We start from the raw sequence: 16,118 nt of genomic DNA, 5'->3' as shown, positions 1-16,118 counted from the left end.
AAAGTTCTACAACGAGTAGAACGTCCAGCTACTAGTTTACGGCCTCCGGCGAAGCTCCCGACGCAGAGGCCGTCGCAGCCCCAGGGTTAGCCGTCCGGGCGTCGTGCCTCAGGGTCAAACCGGAGAGCATCCACAGCACTCCCGAAAGGATGGCGCCGCCCCCGGCCACACCAAGCAACGCGTGGGCACCCAAGGCGGTGAAGAACGGCAGCAGCACAGCGGTGCCGACGGAAATAATGCCGGAAAAGAGCCAGTCGCGGGCCACAACATCCCGCTTACGGAAACCGTGGACCAGCTCAAGCAGGCCCATAACCAGCAACGCCAGCATTGCCGACAAAGCGACGCCCGCATCCGACTGGGTGGCCAACGCACCCGCACCACCAGCAGCGACAACCACGGGTACGGCAATCGGCAGGGCCCGCGACATCCACAGGGCCGCTGCTGTACCCAGCAGGTACAACCCCACCGCCCAGGCAAGGACCTGCACAGAAGGCGAAGCCCAGAAGATCGTGACGGCCCCGAAGACCAGCGCAACCGTGGCACGGATCAGCACGGGTTTCCAGAGCCCCGCCGCAGCGTCAGAAGGAGTCTTGGCGGGAGTTGTTGGAAGAGTCACCCATCCAGTTTAGTGCGAACCCAACACCATCCAGCGATCAGTCCGCGCCCGCAATCCCAACGTCACTCCACGGGCCAGCATGTAGCCCAGCGCAAAGGCCGCCCACAGCCACAGCAGCCCCGCCTCGCCGTCGGGCCTTACTTGGTGGATGACGTACAGGAGCGGCAAGTAGACGGCCAGGTTTACGACGCCGGCAATCGCCAGATAGCGCGCGTCACCGGCACCGATAAGGACCCCGTCGAGAACGAACACATATCCGGCCAACGGCTGCCCGAGCGCCAGTACCCAGAGCGCAGCAGTCAAAGCGGAGCGCACCCCGGCATCGGAGGTGAAAAGATAACCCGCCCAAGGGGCCGCCACAGCGAGCAAGGCCCCCGTGATCACGCCGAATCCGAGCCCCCAGCGGACCATGGTGCGCGTCAACTCCCGGACCCGGCCAGCGTTCCCGGCGCCGAGTTCCTTGCCAATCAGGGCCTGCGCGGCAATTGCCAGGGCATCGAGGGCAAAAGCAAGGAAGGAAAAGATCGTCATGGCCAACTGGTGCGCGGCCAGGTTGACAGCCCCTTGGGCGGTGACGACAAGAACTGTCGCGAGGATGGCGAGCCGCAAGCTGAGCGTTCGCAACATGAGCCAGGAGCCGACCCTGGTCATGGCCCTGATTCCATGCCAGTCGGGTCGTAGGGGAACGCCGTGTCGCCGCGCGTTCCGGCCGACCATCACCAGATAGACGGCGGCCATGGCCCACTGGGCGATGCTGGTGCCGATCGCCGAGCCCGCAACGGACAGGTTCAACCCATAGACCAGGAACCAGTTGAGGGCGATGTTCAGCGCAAACCCCGCCGTTGCTACCAGCAAAGGCGTGCGGGTGTCCTGGAGTCCGCGGAGAACGCCTGTCCCGGCAAAGATCAGGAGCATGGCGGCCAAGCCGGGCATGGACCACCGCAGGTAATCTACGGCGAATACGCGCACATCCCCGGTGGCACCCATGAAACCCACCAGGCGCTCGGCGGCAACAAAGCCGACCACCGCGAGCGCCAAACCGAGCAGCAGCGCCAGCCAGACTCCGTCGCGCCCTGCTGCCAAAGCCTTCCCCAGCTTGCCGTCGCCGATCGCCCGGGCGACTGCCGGCGTCGTCGAGTAGGCCAGGAAGACCATGAGACCCACTGCAGTGTGCAAAACAGTGGACGCGAGCCCGACGCCAGCCAGCTGGTCAACCCCCAAATGTCCCACGATCGCGGAGTCGGCCAGGAGGAACAGGGGCTCGGCGATCAGTGCGCCAAAGGCGGGAACAGCCAGGCGCAGGATCTCGCGGGCGTTGGAGCGGGGTGTGGTGGTTGTGGTCTCAGGCACTAAACCAGCCTAGTGGGCCGTGTGGCGGGTACATTTGAGGCCGTGTCCAACGAGCATCCCGTCACAGTTTCCGTGGCCCGCACTATCCTTCCCGGCTATACCCGGCAGGCGAATGCGTGGGCGCACGCCGGCCAGGAATTGGCACGCGAATGGCCGGGCTACCTCGGATCCGGGTGGGTGCGGAACGGCGAGGGCTCGAATGAGTGGCACATGCTGTACCGCTTCGCGAATGCCGGCGCGCTGCAGGCTTGGGAGGATTCCGAGGAGCGTCGCTGGTGGATAGACAGCGCCAGGGACATGATGGAGACAACCCGGGTGGAACGGCACACGGGAATCGAGGGCTGGTTTTCCCGGCCGGGCGATGTTTCGGTGGTGGTCCCCGAGACCGTTGCGCCACCCCGCTGGAAGCAGGCCATCAGCATCTTCCTGCCGTTCTTCCCGCTCAGCCTGCTGGCGAATTTCCTGCTGCACCCGGTCACCCAACATTGGCCGTTGGTGCTCGCGGTACTGCTCAACATCGTCATCCTGACCCCGCTGATGACGTATATTTTCCTGCCAATAACTACTCGTTTGCTTCAACCGTGGCTTCAGAAGCCGCCACGGAAGCGCCGGGCACGGCTGGATTCCTAGTTCGCGGCGTTTGTCACATTCGGCCACGATTAGTTGACACTTCAACTTATCTTCGGAAGTGTTGAAGATATGAACAAGTCCAGCTTGACCACCACAGCCCTGACCATCCTGCGCGTTATTGCAGGATTCCTCTTCGCCGCGCACGGTTGGCAGAAGTTCAACGAATTCACCATCGCCGGCACCCAGGCATCCTTCGCCCAAATGGGCGTTCCGGGTGCTTCCGCAGTCGCCCCAATCGTCGCGACCCTCGAGCTCGTAGGCGGCATCGCGCTGATCATCGGCTTCCTGACACGCGTCTTCGCCGCCCTCCTGGCCGTCGACATGCTCGGCGCACTGTTCCTGGTACACGCCCCGGCCGGCATCTTTGTCGGCAACGGTGGGTACGAGCTGGTGCTGCTCTTCGCCGGCGCCGCCTTGGCACTCGCACTGGCAGGTGCGGGCCGGATCTCGGCCGACGCCGCCCTCTTCGGCCGACAGGGATCGAAGCTCCGCGTCCTCGCGTAAGCCCCCCGACGCTCTTTCACGAAACACCCCCTTCCCCCCGACGCTCTCTCACGAACCACCCCCTTCCCCGGGACGCTCTCTCACTCCCGGGCGGGACGTGAGGGAGCGTCGGCGGTTAACGGGCGGGACGTGAGGGAGCGTCCTAGCCCGCGACCCCCGTGAGCTCATTGGGGACGTGGTCGAGTTTCGCGGACCTGGTCACCTTGCCGGCGTTCAGGTCCACCGCGTGAAGTGACTGCGAGGCAGGTTCGGTGACGAACGCCGTCGAGCCTTGAACGAAGAGCGTGGGTCGCGGGTCCTGCCACGTTGCCGACTCTTCCCACGCGGCCACGACCGGGATGTTGGCGGTGACGGCGCCGGAGAGCGGATCGATGACCCGCAGCCCACCATCAGTGCCGAGCACCAGCGCCTCGCCTGCAGGACCGCGACCCAAGGAGCGGAACGAGTAGCTGGTGCCGATGTCCACGAGCTGCATGGTGGCACTTTCGGTGTTGACCAGCGAGATCCGGGTGGGTCGTTCGGGCTTTGCGGCCTTGTCCACCTTGTAGTCGCCCAGGATCACCGGGGATTTTTCCGACCCGGCCTGGTTCCCCAACCTCCCGTAGGCATCAGGACTGGGCACCTTGGTGATGACGCCGTCTTTGTAGATCAGCATGCCGTTTTCGCACCCCACCACAACTGCTTCACCTGCGGCGACGGCCTCGCCATGAACGCCTGGGCAGTCCTCGTTACGCACGATTTCCCTCCGTTCCTGCCCGGCGCCGGCGGAGAGCACGGCGATTCCGGAGCGGCTTTCCTCGGTACCAAGGGTCACCAACAGCTTGCCGCCCTCCAGTTCGACCGCCACGCCGTGGTGCGGCTCCGGCGTGACGTAGCTATCCGTGGCGGGCAATTTCCCGCGTTCCGCCGCAGCGCCCAGCGCGGAAGTCTCGAAGCTTTCCACCTTGCCCGAGCCGTCATTGAACAACACGGTCCTGTTCGCATGCACCACCACGTGTCCCGCCTTGTCTGCCGCGAAGGCCAAGTCCGTCAGCTTGGGATCCGCCACGTAATGATGGCTGTGGTCGCCATGGGGTTCGGTCCAGGCGCCGGCGTCGAACAGGCGGAAGGCGTCGCCGGTAGAGACGAACACGTGCCTGCCGCCGCCGGCCGGGTTGAGGCGGTTGAAGCCTGTCATTTCCGCACTTCCCACCCGCTCAAGGGAGGCGGCATCGAGAACCTCAATGCCGGCGTCGTGGGTATAGACGAGACGCGGCGTCGGCGCGCCGGCCTCTTTCGGGGCGGCATCCGAAGCGGCTGAAGGGGATGCCTCGCCTGCACTGCCGCCGGGGGCGGCGCAAGCGGTGAGCAAAAGAGCGGAAAGTCCGACGGCGGCTAATGGCCGCACGTGCGTACGGCGCCGTGGGGAGGTGAGGACAGGGGTCATGAGGGTTGCGTGATGAGACATGGCTTAAATGATATTGATTCTCATTTAGACCGCAACTTGTGGGGTTGTATGCGTGCTGCCAGTGCCATCCAGCGCGGGCAATGACGCGTCTGCTGGCGGAGACACCAGGCGCCGACTTAGTCACGTAACAGAAACCTGCCGACAGTAAACTTCCAGCATGAGCGACGCTGCCGGCAATTCTGTGACCCTCCGCTTCCTTGCGGCCCCCACCGACGTCGGGCACAGCGGGTCTGTCGACGCCGGGACGGTCCTTGAGTGGGTGGACAAGGCCGCCTATGCGGCCGCGGTGGGCTGGGCCAAGTCCTATTGCGTCACGGCCTACGTGGGCAACATCCATTTCACCGATCCCGTGAACAGCGGAGACATGGTGGAAGTAACCTCCACGATTGTTTACACCGGCCGGTCCTCCATGCACATCCACACCGTGGTCAGCTCCCGGGATCCCAAAGGCGGGCCCGAGACGATGCACAGCCAGTGCATGGTGATCTTCGTGGCTGTTGGTCCTGACGGCAAGCCGATCCCGGTCCCGCAGTTTGAGCCGTCCACGCCTGCGGAAATTGAGCAGCGCGATCACGCGCTGGCGCGCATCGAGGTCCGTGAGCAGATCGTTAACGCGATGAACGCGCAGGAATATACCGATGCCGGGACAGCCGAGCGCGTCGTGTTGCGGTTCATGGCATCCCCCACGGATGTGAACTGGGGCGGCAAGGTCCACGGCGGCATCGTGATGAAGTGGATTGACGAGGCAGCGTACGTTTGCGCTTCACGCTACTGCGGCAAGGATACTGTGGCAGTTTTCTCCGGCGGTGTGCGCTTTTACCGCCCACTGTTGATCGGCCACGTCGTCGAAGTCGAAGCACGCTTGGTCTACACGGGCGCAAAGGGAATGCATATCGCGGTGCACGTCCGGTCCGGTGATCCAAAGACCCGCGAGATGAACCTGACGACGTACTGCCTCACCGTGATGGTGGCACGCGATGAAACCGGGACGGCCGTGCCCATCCCCACTTGGGAACCGGTGACGGAAGAGGACAAGAAGTTGCACGCGCACGCCCGTGAACTGCTGGAAATCCGTGGTCGCGCACCGGGAAACCGTCTTCCCGATCACCTCTTGAAGGCCGCCGGCGCCTAAGCCAGTCGCTGCCCCGCTCCTACGTCGTTGCCCAGCGAAGGAACAGCGGGTCAGGAACGTAATTGAAGCTCAACCCACCAAATTCTCCGCGGCACCATCCATGTGCGCGATGATCGTCTCGCGTGCTTTGGCCGCATTCCCGGTTTCGATGGCCGCAACAATGTCGTGATGCCGCCCGACACTCATGTTCCGGGTTGCGCGTTCCAGGCCGGCGAACATGATGGACATCCGGATGGAGCCTTCCAAGGATTCCCACGAGTGCAGCAGGGTTTCGTTTCCGGACAAGCGGCAGAGGGTGCGGTGGAATTCGAGGTCGGCTTCGATCCGCTCCTCCAAGGACGATTTGGCGGCCTTTTCCATAGTGTCGACGGCGGCACGCAACTCTGCCAGCGCGGCTTCCTTGTCCGGCATGTCGCTCAAGGTCCGGGCAGCGAGGGATTCCAGGACGCCGCGGACGGCGAAGATGTCCCGGATTTCCTTGACGTCCAGGTGCCGGACGGACATCCGGCCGCGCGCCCCGGCCGAAATCAGGCCTTCCTGTTCCAGCTGGCGCAGGGCTTCCCGGAGCGTGCCGCGGCTGATCTGGAGCATCTCCGACAGCTCGGTTTCCACGAGGTGCCGCCCGGGTTCGAGTTCACCACTCGTGATGGCGGTCCGCAGTGCTGCGAGCGCCTGTTCGCGCAGGCTCTTCTTCTCAAGTCCCAGCAGGGATGCGGTGGCCATCGTGTGTCCTCGGTTCTATGGGCGACTGCTGACAGTCCGGTGTTAACTGTCGATACTACGGGCAGGAGTGCGGGACGGGCAGTCATGGCCGTCCCGCATTCCCAAAGAAACTCAGCCGAGTTCCGCCAGCACCTTGGCCACAATCCGGTCCACGGACAGGCCGTACCGCTCGTGCAGCGTAGGCAGCGCGCCGGCGTCGAGGAACTGGTCCGGAAGGCCGATGGGCACCACACGCTTCCCGAGACCGGCAGTGACGACGGCGGATGCAACGGTTTCAAACAGACCGCCAACAACCGTGTGGTTCTCCAGCGTGACGGCAAGACGGTCCGTGTTCAGTTCTGCCAGCACGGTGGCGGCGTCGAAGGGTTTGATGGTGGGAGTGTGCACCACGGCCACGTCCACGTTGTGCTTCGCCAACGAATCCGCCGCCTGCAAGGCACGCATGGTCATCAGGCCGGAAGAGACGAATACGACGTCGTTGCCGCCGCGCAGGACCTTGGCTTTGCCGAGCTCGAACGTGTAGTCGTACTCGTCCAGCACTGTGGGCACGTTCCCTCGGAGCAGGCGCAGGTACGTCGGCCCTTCAGATGCAGCGAGTTGGGGAACTGCCTGCTCGATGTCCACGGAATCGCAGGGGTCCACGATGGTCAGGTTGGGCATGCCGCGGAAGATCGCCATGTCCTCGGTGGCCTGGTGGCTGGGGCCATAGCCCGTGGTGAGCCCGGGCAAACCGCCGATGATGTTGACGTTCAGGTTCGGTTCGGCGACGTCCAGGCAAAGGAAGTCGTAGGCGCGTCGGGCGGCGAAAACCGAGTAGGTGGAGGCGAACGGGATCAGTCCGGTTTCCGCCATGCCCGCCGCGGCTCCGAACAGCAGCTGCTCGGCCATCCCCATCTGGAAGAAGCGCTCCGGGAACGCCTTGGCGAAGATGTGCATATCGGTATATTTGCCGAGGTCCGCGGTCAAACCCACGATCTTCGGATTAGCTTCCGCTGCGGCAACGAGCGCGTGCCCGAACGGAGCGGACGTGGTCTTCTGCCCCGGGTCGGCAAAGGACGCGATCATGGCCGAGGTCTTGAGCTTCGGCTTCCCCACTGAAACCGCGCCCGCCGCCGTCGTAACTGTGCTCATGCTGAAGCCGTCCCTTCGTATCCTGCGGTCAACTGGTCGCGGCAGATCTGCCATTCGTTTTCTTCGATGCGCATGAAATGCGCCTTTTCGCGGGTTTCCAGGAGCGGGACGCCCCGCCCCACCTTGGTGTCGCAGAGGATCACGGAAGGGCGCCCGACCGCACCGGAAACCGAGGCGATGTTGTCGAACGCCGCCAGCAACGCACCGACGTCGTTCCCGTCCACGCGCTGGGTGTACCAGCCGAACGATTCCCATTTCTCGGTGACCGGTTCGGTGCGCAGCACCGTGTTGGTTGCACCATCGGCCTGCAGGGCGTTGATGTCCACCATGGCGGTCAGGTTTCCAAGCTGGTGGTGGTGCGCCCCCATAGCGGCTTCCCACGTGGAGCCCTCGTCAAGTTCACCATCGGAAAGGAAGTTGATGACACGGGATGCGGAGCCCTGAAGACGCAGCCCCAACGCCATGCCGACGGCGATTGTGAGACCGTGTCCCAGCGAACCGCCGGAGATTTCCATGCCGGGCGTGTAGGTGGACATGCCGGACATGGGCAGACGGGAATCGTCGGAACCGTACGTTTCGAGTTCGGCCACCGGAACGATACCGGCTTCGGCCAGCGCCGCGTAATGCCCGATCGCGTAGTGCCCGGTGGAGAGCAGGAACCGGTCGCGGTCAGCCCAATGCGGGTCCTCGGCGCGGTAGTTGAGCTGGTCGGCGTAGACGGCGGCGAGCATGTCTGCCGCTCCGAGCGCCTGGCCAACGTACCCCTGACCTTGGACCTCGCCCATGTTCAGGGCGTGGTGCCGGATTCGGTAGGCGGCGGCACGGAGGCGGTCAACGCGTTCGCGGGCGGGAGCGGACGCGGTGGCCGCTTCGACTGATGAGAGTGTCACGTGGAATTCCTTTCGGAGCCGGGCGTGTACCGCTGGGGTGACGCCCGACGTCGAGGGCTGCTTTAGGCGTTTATGGTCTGGGGAGTTTTGCTGGCGGCTTCTTCGGCGAGCTTCCGCTCACGCTTGCCCCAGGTTTCCCTCGTGGAAAGCGCTGCCCACAGGCCGATGGCTGCGTAGGCGCTGAAGAGCAAGGCCGGCCCCATCCACCCCATGCTGACGAAGAGCAAGGTGGTGATGAACGGGGTGAAGCCGGACACCATGGCGGAGATCTGGTAGGCCAGTGAAGCACCGGAGGACCGGGTCTTGGCCTGGAAGAGTTCCGGGAACCATGCGCCCTGGGCGCCGGCCAGCGAGTTCTGGCACACGGCGTAGGCCACCACGATGGTGGCGATGATCAGGAGGAACAATCCGGTGTTCACCAGCATGAACATGGGGATGCCAAAGACAACCGCGAACGCTGTGGACCAGATGTAGACGGGTCGGCGGCCTACTTTGTCGGTGAGCTTGCCCCAGTAGTAGGTCGTGAAGATGCCTATGCCTGCCGCGATGCAGAGGGCCACCAGCGTTTCGGTCTTGTCTGCCAGCTTGTTGGTGTGGAGATAGGAGATCATGTACGTCACAGACACTGCGTATCCGGCGGTTTCTGCGATGCGCAGGCCGATGCCCCGGACGATGTTGCGCCAATCGGTCCTGATGACCTCGACAATGGGGGACTTCACGATGTCACCCTTGGACTTGACGTCCTCGAACACCGGGGACTCCGGAACCTTGGAACGGATGATCAGGCCGACTGCCACCAGGACGATGCTGGCAAGGAACGGAACACGCCAGGCCCACTCGGAGCCGAGGCCCACACTGCTCAGGAACACCAGATTGGCCAGGAGCAGCCCCACGGGGAAGCCAGCCTGCACGATGCCCGTGAATTGGCCCTTCTTGCGCCACGGTGCGTGTTCGTAGCTCATCAGGATGGCTCCACCCCACTCAGCGCCGAAAGCCAGACCTTGGATCACACGGACCAGTACCAACAGCGCTGGCGCCAACAGGCCCACCTGCTGGTAGGTGGGCAGCAGGCCTATGGCAAAGGTAGCCAGGCCCATGAGGACCAGGGACGCCACCAGCACAGGTTTGCGGCCCAGCTTGTCGCCGAGATGGCCACCGATAATACCGCCCAGGGGACGGGCAGCGAAGCCGACGCCAAGGGTCGCGAAGGAGGCCAGGGTGCCGGTCACCGGGTCGGCGCCCGGGAAGAATGCCGTACCGAAATACAGTGCAGCCGCGGTGCCGAAACCGATGAAGTCATAGGTTTCGATGACTGCGCCAACGCCGGATCCGACGGCGACGCGCTTTGCTTCCTTGGTTCCATGAACCGGACCACGCATGGTCAGAGCTTCGTTGCTCATAGTGTCTTTCCCTTTCAAGAGTGCGGCGCTTCTTCGGCTACCCCACTGTCGACAGTCAACATAATACGTCAACTGTGACCCACGACACCAGCAATGTCAACAGTCGACTCTAAAGGTTGACTGTTGACAGTCAACGGCCTTAACGTGGTTTACATCACTAAGGCGTCTCACCGATGAGGCCCCGACTTAGAGGATCAACGACGATGTTTCATCAACGACTGGGCTGTTCGTCCATCAGCTTCCGCCACCGGGAGCTGGCCACCGCCCTGCACACCATGCGCAACGCAGGCTTCGAGGAGATCGACCTCGGCGCCCTCCCTGGCGTGTGCGATCATGTGCCCTACGTGCTGGACGCCGGGGCAGTCGAGGCAGTTACCGCCGTCGTGTTTCAATCAGGCATGAGCGTCCGTTCGGTGAACGGCGATGTCGGGGACCTGAACGCAACGCTCGACGCCGGGGCCCGGGAAGGCCGGGAACGTCACCTCGAGATGTTGCTGGCTTTGGCCTCGAAGACCGGGGCGAAGGCACTGGTCCTCCCTTGTGGGGCAATAGACCACGAGCCCAAGCGCGGCCTGAGTGAAGATATCGAGCTTGTAGCCGCCGAACTGATCCACGCCTCGCAGCGTGCGGCGGAGTTCGGCGTCGAACTCTGGACGGAGTCCCTCCACTACTTCCGGCTCTGCTGGAACACCGAACGCGCGCAACTGCTCGCGGACCGGTTGGCCGGTTCCGACGTCGGAATCGTCATGGACTTCAGCCACATCGTCGCCTCAGGCGGGGACCCTGTAGATTTTGTGTCCCGCTTCGGCGAGCGCATCAAACACGTCCACCTCCGTGACGCCGTGCCGGCAACAGACACCGAGCCCGGCAACATCCACCTCAGCATCGGCAACGGCAACGCCGACTTCGCCGCGGGGCTTTCCGCGCTTCGGGACATCGGCTACACCGGCCATTTCTCGCTGGAACTCGAAACCCGCGACGTCACCCACGACGAGCGGCCGGCTGCCGCAGCAAAAGCCGCCAGCTACATCACAGACCTCATCTAAACCCTTCTCATTCCATCCAAGGAGCACCATGACCACCATCCAGCGCACCGCCGTCCTCACCGGAGCCACCTCCGATCGCGGTATCGGCCTGACCACCGCCCGCCGCTACGCCACCCAGGGCTGGGGCGTAGTCATCCTGGACCTCGACGGCGAGAAGTCCGCCAAGGTTGCCGCCGAGATCGCCAACGAATTCAACGTTCCGGCGTTCGGCTACGAAATCGACGTCGCCAACGAGGCATCCGTCACCGCAGCCCAGGCGGCCGTCGCCGCAGAGGTTGCCGCCGGAAACCTCCCTCCCGTCGGGGCCCTGGCCAACATCGCAGGCATCACCTCACCGGTTCCCTTCCTGGAAACCACGCTTGAGCTGTGGCACAAGGTCATGGACGTCAACGCCACAGGCACCTACCTGGTCACCAAGGCCTTCCTGCCGGACATGATCGCCAACGGCTGGGGCCGCATCGTCAACATGTCCTCGGTCTCAGCGCAGCGTGGCGGGGGCGTGTTCGGCAAGGTTCCCTACTCTGCAGCAAAGGCCGCCATCCTCGGCTTCACCAAGGCACTCGCCCGCGAAATCGGTGAGACCGGCGTGACCGTCAACGCCATCACCCCCGGCGCCGTGGACACCAACATCCGGGTTGGCAGCACTGAAGAGCAGGAAGCCGCCATCAATGCAGGCATCCCCCTGGGACGGAATGCCACCACCGAGGAAGTCGCCGCGGTCATCACTTTCCTGTCCTCCGAGGACTCTGCGTACCTCACCGGCACCACCATCGACATCAACGGCGGCAGCCACATCCACTAAATCCCCGGCCGCCGGAAACCAGAACCAGGACCCACCATGACCAGAATCTTCAACGATCCCGCCGACTTCGCTGACGAAGCCCTCGCCGGTTTCTGTGACGCCCACTCGGACCTCGTCCGCCAGGTGGAGGGTGGCGCAGTCCGCCGCGGCCGCCCTTCCACGCCCAAAGTGGCTGTCGTCACCGGCGGCGGCTCAGGACACTACCCGGCATTCGCAGGCATCATCGGGCCGGGATTCGCTGACGGTGCCGTGGTGGGCAACATCTTCACCTCACCCTCCACCCAGCAGGCCTACTCCGTGGCCAAGGCGGCAAACTCCGGCGCCGGCGTGGTGTTCACCTACGGCAACTACGCCGGGGACGTCATGAACTTCGGCATGGCCAGCGAACGGCTCAACGCCGAGGGCATAGCGACGGAAAACGTGCTGGTCACCGACGATATTGCCAGCGCTTCCCCCGCCGAGGTCGAAAAACGACGCGGTATCGCCGGTGACTTCGTGGTCTTCAAAGTCATGGGCGCCGCTGCCGAAGCCGGCTTGGACCTTGCTTCCGTTGTCCAGGTGGGACGGAAGGCCAACGATGCCACGCGGACCATCGGCACGGCATTCAGCGGTTGCACCTTCCCGGGGTCCGAGCAGCCGTTGTTCCGCCTTCCCAAGGGGAAGATGGGCCTGGGCCTTGGGATCCACGGCGAGCCGGGACTGTTCGATACCGAGCTGCCGTCCGCCGTCGAACTTGGCCGGGAACTGGTGCGTCGTGTGCTGGCGGAGACTCCGGCATCCGGTTCGACGCGACTGGCCGTGATCCTCAACGGCCTTGGCTCCACCAAACACGAAGAACTCTTCGTCCTGTGGCGGACCGTTGCTCCCCTGCTGCGCGAGGCCGGTTACACCCTGGTAATGCCGGAGGTAGGCGAGTTGGTGACGTCCCTGGACATGGCCGGTGCCTCGCTGACGCTCACCTGGTTGGATGACGAGCTCGAGCGGTACTGGACGGCTCCGGCACTGACGCCGGCCTACCGCCGCGGTGCGGTTGGTTTCGAGGCCTCTTCCGCTGTATACACCGAAGCCGATCCCGACCACGTCGCGGAGGCTGACTACTCCTCCACGGCCGAATCCCGCGCCTACGCCGCCCAGTGCCTCCAGGCCCTGGACACGACGGCGGCACTGCTTCGCGATTCGGAATCGATGCTGGGTGACATGGATGCGATTGCCGGCGACGGCGACCATGGTCGCGGCATGGTGCGCGGGTCGGCTGCAGCGTTGGACGCTGCACGCGGGGCCTTCGAACTCGGCGCCGGAGCCGGATCACTGCTCGCTGCCGCCGGCGACGCGTGGGCCGATAAGGCAGGCGGCACGTCAGGCGTCCTGTGGGGTGCCGGATTGCGGGCCTTGGGCCAGCGGCTCGGAGACGCAGAAACCCCGACGCCGGCGGCCCTCGCCGAATCTGTCCGCGCCTTTGCCGAGCGGCTCTCCAGCCTGGGCAAGGCTGAAATCGGCGACAAGACCATGATGGACGCCCTGCTGCCCTTCGCTGCCTCGCTTGAGGACCGCGTTGGATCAGGCACCGCAGTGGAAGAGGCCTGGTCCGCTGCTGCCGCCGATGCCACCGCAGCAGCCGGGGCAACCGCCGAACTGCGTCCTTTGAAGGGGCGCGCCCGGCCGCTTGCCGAGAAGAGCATCGGCACACCCGACCCCGGGGCGACGTCGCTCGCCATGGTGTTCACCGCCGTCGGACCCCATTTCACCGCAGTTCCCGTAGCTGCCGTTACCAACTAGGAGAATTCCATGCGCATTATCGTGGGCGCCGACGAAGCCGGCGTTGATTACAAAGACCGGATCATGGCCGACCTCAAGGCCGACTCCCGGATTACGGAAGTGATCGACATCGGAGTCAACCACGCGGATGAAGACTTTACCCGCCCCTACCCATACGTTGGAATCGCTGCCGGAGAGATGATCCGCGACGGCAAGGCCGACCGGGCCATCCTGTTCTGCGGCACGGGAATCGGCGTGGCCATCGCGGCCAACAAAGTACCCGGCATCCGAGCCACGGCAGCACACGATTCGTTCTCCGTCGAACGCTCAGTCCTGTCCAACGACTGCCAGGTCCTCACCATGGGCCAGCGCGTCGTGGGCGTGGAGCTTGCCCGTCGCCTGGCCAAGGAGTGGATCGGCTACGCATTCGATCCGTCATCCGGGTCTGCCGCCAAAGTGAAGGTCTTGAGCGACTTCGAAGGCTGCTAGGCACCCGATTCGAAGGCCAGGGCCCTGCGCTAAGCGTGAGGCCCTGGCCTTTGGCGGACTTCAGCCCAGACGCTGGCTACACTGGCTTCCATGTCCTGCCGAATCAGCGAACTGGTCCTGAATTGCAACGACCCGGAACTTTTGGCAAAGTTCTGGAGCGCCGTCCTTGGCTATGTCGAACTCGACCGGGATGAGGGAGCTATCGAGATCGGCCCACCGGACCGGGGCTTCGGCGGACTCCAGCCCACCATCATCCTGAGCCCAAGCAACAACCCTCGCACGGGGAGGCTGCCCCTTCATATCGACGTCAATCCCGTGGACCGGGACCAGGCAGCCGAGCTGGAACGCTTGCTTGCCCTCGGAGCCCGGCCTGCCGACGTGGGGCAAACCGGCGACGAGCACTGGCACGTGCTGCAGGACCCGGAGGGAAACGAGTTCTGCCTGCTGCACAGGCAGTTGCCGTTCCTCGATTGAAGTGCAACCGTCCTAGAACCCGCCACCACCACCAGCGTCGCCCGCCATGTTGGCAAAGCGTGAGTAGTGGCCCTGGAATGCGACAACGATGTCCTTGGTAGGACCGTTACGGTGCTTGGCGATGAGGATGTCCGCTTCACCGGCCCTGGGTGATTCTTTGTCGTAGACGTCTTCACGGTGCAACAGGATGACCATGTCGGCGTCCTGCTCGATGGAGCCCGATTCACGGAGGTCGGACACCATGGGGCGCTTGTCCTGACGCTGCTCCGAACCACGGTTCAGCTGCGAGAGCGCAATAACGGGAACCTGCAGCTCCTTGGCCAGCAGCTTGAGCGCACGCGAGAACTCGGAGACTTCCTGCTGGCGGGACTCCACCTTCTTACCCGAGCTCATGAGCTGAAGGTAGTCAAGGATCACGAGCTTGAGGTCGTGCTGCTGCTTGAGGCGGCGGCATTTGGCCCGGATCTCCATGAGCGACATGTTGGGGCTGTCATCAATGAACAGCGGAGCATCGTTCATGCGGCCCATGGTGGTGGCGATCTTGGACCACTGCTCGTCCTTGATGGTTCCCTTACGGAGATCCTGCAGGCCGATGGTGGCTTCTGCCGACAGCAGGCGCATGGCGATTTCGTTCCGGCCCATTTCGAGCGAGAACATTACTGTGGCCAGGTTGTTCTTGATGGCGGCCGAGCGGGCAAAGTCAAGGGCGAAGGTGGATTTACCAACGGCAGGGCGTGCCGCGATAACGATCATCTGGCCCGGGTGCAGGCCGTGGGTCAGCTCGTCCAGTTCGTAGAATCCCGTAGGAACACCGGTCATGCCTTCGCCGCGATGGCCGGAGGCCTCGATCTCGTCGACGGTGGACTCCATGACGTCCTTCAACGCCACGTAGTCCTCAGCGGTGCGCTTTTCGGCAACCGCGTAGACCTCGGCCTGGGCCTGGTTGACGAGGTCCTCCACTTCGCCGTCCTGGCCATAGCCCATCTGGACGATCTTGGTGCCGGCGTTGACCAAGCGGCGGAGCACTGCGCGTTCTGCCACGATCTCGGCGTAGTAGCCGGCATTGGCAGCCGTGGGGACTGTCTGGATGAGCTCGTGCAGGTAAGCGGGACCGCCGATCCTGTTGATCTCACCGCGCTTGGTCAGCTCATCGGAGACCGTGACGGCATCGGCAGGTTCGCCACGCCCGTAGAGGTCGATGATGGATTCGTAAATGGTCTCGTGCGCCGGACGGTAGAAGTCGTGCCCGCGGACGATTTCGACGACGTCGGCGATCGCGTCCTTGGACAGCATCATGCCGCCCAGCACGGACTGTTCAGCCGGGATGTCCTGCGGGGGTTTCCGGCTCGAGTCTGAAGCGCGTGTGCCCTCGATTGAGTCCAAGTGCGTAACTGACAAGGCCGTCCTCCATTTGTGTACCGCTGCAGGTGTGCAATCCCGGCGGTCCGTAAAGCGCTGTATGCGGGTAGGGATCCCGCCGGTTGCTCCTGACCCTGTCAGGCACGTCCGACAAAATAGCGTTCCGTATCCACAAGTTATCCACAGCTAGCTCCGCAGAGGCGCTTCAATCGTTCATGATTTCGGGGCCCGGGGATCCCGGCAGTGAATAACGTGCCCAAAATGGACACTTCAGACACGTTACAGCAGGTGCCGGAACACCCCTGTGGATAACCTGTGGAATAGCGCCGCCACGTTGTGCACAGACTGTGGGTTACTCTGTGGATAGAGA

16 protein-coding genes are annotated in these 16,118 nt (G+C 63.9%); 8 read left to right on the top strand and 8 right to left on the bottom strand.

Annotation, left to right across the window (positions count from 1 at the left end; genetic code table 11):
• Positions 1 to 31: 31 nt before the first annotated feature.
• On the bottom strand, positions 32 to 616 hold the full coding sequence (locus QRM57_RS16625; protein ID WP_257369881.1) for a DUF308 domain-containing protein: 585 nt from the start codon (positions 614 to 616) through the stop codon (positions 32 to 34).
• A gap of 9 nt (positions 617 to 625) precedes the next feature.
• On the bottom strand, positions 626 to 1,966 hold the full coding sequence (locus QRM57_RS16620; protein WP_284987368.1) for an MATE family efflux transporter: 1,341 nt from the start codon (positions 1,964 to 1,966) through the stop codon (positions 626 to 628).
• Between the two features lie 42 nt (positions 1,967 to 2,008).
• Here QRM57_RS16620 and QRM57_RS16615 point away from each other — a divergent pair, with 42 nt between their 5' ends.
• Both QRM57_RS16615 and QRM57_RS16610 read left to right on the top strand, forming a co-directional pair.
• A complete protein-coding gene (locus QRM57_RS16615; RefSeq protein WP_284987367.1) occupies positions 2,009 to 2,596 on the top strand; it encodes an antibiotic biosynthesis monooxygenase in 588 nt (195 codons plus the stop codon).
• 69 nt (positions 2,597 to 2,665) lie between these two features.
• Positions 2,666 to 3,100, top strand: a complete 435-nt coding sequence (locus QRM57_RS16610) for a DoxX family protein (protein ID WP_284987366.1) — start codon at positions 2,666 to 2,668, stop codon at positions 3,098 to 3,100.
• Positions 3,101 to 3,242: 142 nt separating this feature from the next.
• Here the strand turns inward: QRM57_RS16610 and aztD are convergent, their stop codons facing one another.
• Positions 3,243 to 4,547: a zinc metallochaperone AztD gene (gene aztD / locus QRM57_RS16605; RefSeq protein WP_284987364.1), complete on the bottom strand. Its 1,305-nt coding sequence runs from the start codon at positions 4,545 to 4,547 to the stop codon at positions 3,243 to 3,245.
• A gap of 157 nt (positions 4,548 to 4,704) precedes the next feature.
• Between aztD and QRM57_RS16600 the strand changes: the two genes are divergently transcribed.
• The gene (locus tag QRM57_RS16600; protein ID WP_284987362.1) at positions 4,705 to 5,679 is read left to right on the top strand and encodes an acyl-CoA thioesterase; all 975 of its coding nucleotides are present in this window, start codon (positions 4,705 to 4,707) and stop codon (positions 5,677 to 5,679) included.
• 69 nt (positions 5,680 to 5,748) lie between these two features.
• Here QRM57_RS16600 and QRM57_RS16595 read toward each other — a convergent pair whose 3' ends face one another.
• The 4 genes from QRM57_RS16595 to QRM57_RS16580 form a co-directional block, all read right to left on the bottom strand.
• Positions 5,749 to 6,402: a GntR family transcriptional regulator gene (locus QRM57_RS16595; RefSeq protein WP_284987361.1), complete on the bottom strand. Its 654-nt coding sequence runs from the start codon at positions 6,400 to 6,402 to the stop codon at positions 5,749 to 5,751.
• A 111-nt stretch (positions 6,403 to 6,513) separates the two neighbouring features.
• Positions 6,514 to 7,533, bottom strand: coding sequence for a transketolase family protein (locus tag QRM57_RS16590; protein ID WP_284987360.1), 1,020 nt, complete (start codon positions 7,531 to 7,533; stop codon positions 6,514 to 6,516).
• Complete coding sequence (locus QRM57_RS16585; RefSeq protein WP_235518219.1) at positions 7,530 to 8,423, bottom strand: transketolase; 894 nt, start codon at positions 8,421 to 8,423, stop codon at positions 7,530 to 7,532. The genes QRM57_RS16590 and QRM57_RS16585 overlap by 4 nt, the downstream gene beginning before the upstream one ends.
• Positions 8,424 to 8,485: 62 nt before the next feature.
• The gene (locus QRM57_RS16580) at positions 8,486 to 9,823 is read right to left on the bottom strand and encodes an MFS transporter (RefSeq protein WP_284987359.1); all 1,338 of its coding nucleotides are present in this window, start codon (positions 9,821 to 9,823) and stop codon (positions 8,486 to 8,488) included.
• 203 nt (positions 9,824 to 10,026) lie between these two features.
• Here QRM57_RS16580 and QRM57_RS16575 point away from each other — a divergent pair, with 203 nt between their 5' ends.
• The 5 genes from QRM57_RS16575 to QRM57_RS16555 all read left to right on the top strand — a co-directional run bounded on the left by QRM57_RS16575 (position 10,027) and on the right by QRM57_RS16555 (position 14,389).
• Entirely contained in the window at positions 10,027 to 10,869 is an 843-nt protein-coding gene (locus QRM57_RS16575; protein WP_284987358.1) for a sugar phosphate isomerase/epimerase family protein, read from the top strand.
• Between the two features lie 28 nt (positions 10,870 to 10,897).
• Positions 10,898 to 11,671 (top strand): SDR family NAD(P)-dependent oxidoreductase, encoded by a 774-nt coding sequence (locus QRM57_RS16570; RefSeq protein WP_257369894.1) that lies wholly within the window; start codon positions 10,898 to 10,900, stop codon positions 11,669 to 11,671.
• Between the two features lie 36 nt (positions 11,672 to 11,707).
• A complete protein-coding gene (locus QRM57_RS16565) occupies positions 11,708 to 13,447 on the top strand; it encodes a dihydroxyacetone kinase family protein (protein ID WP_284987357.1) in 1,740 nt (579 codons plus the stop codon).
• Positions 13,448 to 13,456: 9 nt separating this feature from the next.
• Positions 13,457 to 13,915, top strand: a complete 459-nt coding sequence (locus QRM57_RS16560; protein ID WP_018779420.1) for a ribose-5-phosphate isomerase — start codon at positions 13,457 to 13,459, stop codon at positions 13,913 to 13,915.
• A 90-nt stretch (positions 13,916 to 14,005) separates the two neighbouring features.
• Positions 14,006 to 14,389, top strand: coding sequence for a VOC family protein (locus QRM57_RS16555; protein WP_284987356.1), 384 nt, complete (start codon positions 14,006 to 14,008; stop codon positions 14,387 to 14,389).
• A 12-nt stretch (positions 14,390 to 14,401) separates the two neighbouring features.
• On the opposite strand, the gene dnaB is transcribed toward QRM57_RS16555, so the two are convergent.
• Positions 14,402 to 15,787, bottom strand: coding sequence for a replicative DNA helicase (gene dnaB, locus QRM57_RS16550; RefSeq protein ID WP_235518206.1), 1,386 nt, complete (start codon positions 15,785 to 15,787; stop codon positions 14,402 to 14,404).
• Between the last annotated feature and the right edge of the window lie 331 nt (positions 15,788 to 16,118).

Source organism: Arthrobacter sp. fls2-241-R2A-172 (assembly GCF_030208885.1).
Classification (GTDB): Bacteria; Actinomycetota; Actinomycetes; order Actinomycetales; family Micrococcaceae; genus Arthrobacter.
Note: the sequence above shows the minus strand (reverse complement) of the source record. Positions and strands in the feature narration are given on the sequence as shown.

What these genes read in the sequence shown, in the direction of transcription:
- QRM57_RS16565 (WP_284987357.1), top strand. Translation starts at nt 11,708, where the DNA reads ATGACCAGAATCTTCAACGATCCCGCCGACTTCGCTGACGAAGCCCTC.
- QRM57_RS16600 (WP_284987362.1), top strand. Translation starts at nt 4,705, where the DNA reads ATGAGCGACGCTGCCGGCAATTCTGTGACCCTCCGCTTCCTTGCGGCC.
- QRM57_RS16595 (WP_284987361.1), bottom strand. Translation starts at nt 6,402, where the DNA reads ATGGCCACCGCATCCCTGCTGGGACTTGAGAAGAAGAGCCTGCGCGAA.
- QRM57_RS16570 (WP_257369894.1), top strand. Translation starts at nt 10,898, where the DNA reads ATGACCACCATCCAGCGCACCGCCGTCCTCACCGGAGCCACCTCCGAT.
- QRM57_RS16555 (WP_284987356.1), top strand. Translation starts at nt 14,006, where the DNA reads ATGTCCTGCCGAATCAGCGAACTGGTCCTGAATTGCAACGACCCGGAA.
- QRM57_RS16580 (WP_284987359.1), bottom strand. Translation starts at nt 9,823, where the DNA reads ATGAGCAACGAAGCTCTGACCATGCGTGGTCCGGTTCATGGAACCAAG.
- QRM57_RS16610 (WP_284987366.1), top strand. Translation starts at nt 2,666, where the DNA reads ATGAACAAGTCCAGCTTGACCACCACAGCCCTGACCATCCTGCGCGTT.
- aztD (WP_284987364.1), bottom strand. Translation starts at nt 4,547, where the DNA reads ATGTCTCATCACGCAACCCTCATGACCCCTGTCCTCACCTCCCCACGG.
- QRM57_RS16590 (WP_284987360.1), bottom strand. Translation starts at nt 7,533, where the DNA reads ATGAGCACAGTTACGACGGCGGCGGGCGCGGTTTCAGTGGGGAAGCCG.
- QRM57_RS16560 (WP_018779420.1), top strand. Translation starts at nt 13,457, where the DNA reads ATGCGCATTATCGTGGGCGCCGACGAAGCCGGCGTTGATTACAAAGAC.
- QRM57_RS16575 (WP_284987358.1), top strand. Translation starts at nt 10,027, where the DNA reads ATGTTTCATCAACGACTGGGCTGTTCGTCCATCAGCTTCCGCCACCGG.